Genomic DNA, 1,656 nt, shown 5'->3' on the forward strand with positions numbered 1-1,656 from the left:
TCTTTTCCACGTACTCTCTAATTGCTGGAGTTACCTCAATGTTTTCACCACGAACGTTGTAATTCATAAGTGAACTCCTCCTTCACATTATACAAATTTGGTTACCTTACTGTTATGCTTAGAGCAGCTTGTCCTACGCCACTTTTTCCAAGCATCCCATAAAAATAACCACCGTCTTAATATGAGAATTAAGACTATGTATTTATACTTCTATTTTACCCTCGGAAACTCCTGCTAAAACTTGAAAAAGGTTCGAAAATTATGTCGAATTGGTGACGTTAACCGGTTTGACACATTTTTACCAAAAAGAAAGAGACTAGCTCTAGCCAGTCCCGGATTATTTGCTTTCTTGATTCATGCTAGCTTCTAATGTTGAGATCTTCTTTTCAAGCTTTGCATTCTCTATTTTTAGTCTGCCATTTTCTACTTTTAATTCCTTGATTTCTTCCTCGTATTGCTCAACTGTCTTATCTTCTTCAGTGCTGGTTGTTGTCGCTTCTTCCTTGTTGGAATTACAACCAGTAATCAATAATAAACTTGCAAGAACGATGAAAAGTAACTTTTTCAATGTAATAACCCCTTATACCCTTAAATTTCATTCATTATTATAACCATTGATTCATTAAGTAAGAACACCCTCCTGCCTGAGCAAGAGGGTTATTCTCATTTTAGTTAAGCATTTTTCTTCTTTGGAAGATAAATAGTGCTGCACAGCTAACCAGTAAAATAGTTAGTCCAATCAGTAACCAATTGAAAGAATTGGTTGCTGTATTCGGAAGCTCTTTTCCATTTTGTTGAACAGGAACTAAGCTCTTTCCTGGACTTGAAACTTCTTCACTAGATGTTTCAAATACAGTATAAACACTAAAGTGGGTTGTCGTAGCTGTAACAACTCCATTACTGTAGCTACCACCAATTGGCTCCCACTTACTTGTACTTGGATTCCAGTAGAATACTTTTACATTATCAGGATTGCTTACTCTTGAATCGTCAACATTAAATGTTAGAGTAACGCCTTCACTGAACTGACTAATCACTTGACCACCCTGCGTAATAGTAAAGTCATAAACTGGACTTAGTGCGTTTTGAATATCCTTTAGCTTTAGTATATGGATGCTTGTTTTTTCACTTCCGTTTGTTAAAACACTAGTTGGAATTGATAAATTTACATCTCCATTAGCTATTTGGATTTCTATCTTTTTATCCTTTAATAATTCAATCTGATCTGCAGTGAACTCTATAGAAACATCTGTCTTATTCGTATCTTGCAAATCAATGATTAGAGTACCCTTGTTTTTAAGGTCCTTAAGTTGTTCATCTGTAACAGTTGCTTTGTTACCATTAACAATTGGCTTCACTGTTACATTTGGTTTAGTTGAGTTATTGCCCTTATCTGGAGAATTCCCTTCCGGCTTTGGAGTATTGCCAGGTTTTCCACCCGGTGCTTGGCCTCCATTACCTTGATCATCTTTCTCTCCCGGTATTTGACCGCCGTTGTCTTGGTCACCCTTACCTGGCGTTTGACCGCCATTATCTTGGTCACCTTCACCTGGTGTTTCTCCACCATTATCTTGGTCGTCTTCACCTGGTGTTTCTCCACCATTGTCTTGGTCGCCTTCACCTGGTGTTTCTCCACCATTGTCTTGGTCGCCTTCA

Annotated in this window: 2 protein-coding genes and 1 pseudogene; all 3 read right to left on the reverse strand. The window is 37.7% G+C overall.

The window, feature by feature from the left end; genetic code table 11:
- A pseudogene (locus ACGLXV_RS17880) lies at positions 1-67 on the reverse strand (ribosomal subunit interface protein); the annotation flags it as partial.
- A gap of 270 nt (positions 68-337) precedes the next feature.
- Positions 338-568, reverse strand: a complete 231-nt coding sequence (locus ACGLXV_RS17885; RefSeq protein WP_391559696.1) for a hypothetical protein — start codon at positions 566-568, stop codon at positions 338-340.
- Between the two features lie 100 nt (positions 569-668).
- Positions 669-1,656 (reverse strand): LPXTG cell wall anchor domain-containing protein (locus ACGLXV_RS17890; protein WP_391559697.1); only part of this gene is annotated, 988 nt, incomplete at its 5' end.

Origin of the sequence: Robertmurraya sp. (genome assembly GCF_036676585.1) — a bacterium.
Taxonomy (GTDB): domain Bacteria; phylum Bacillota; class Bacilli; order Bacillales; family Cytobacillaceae; genus Robertmurraya_A.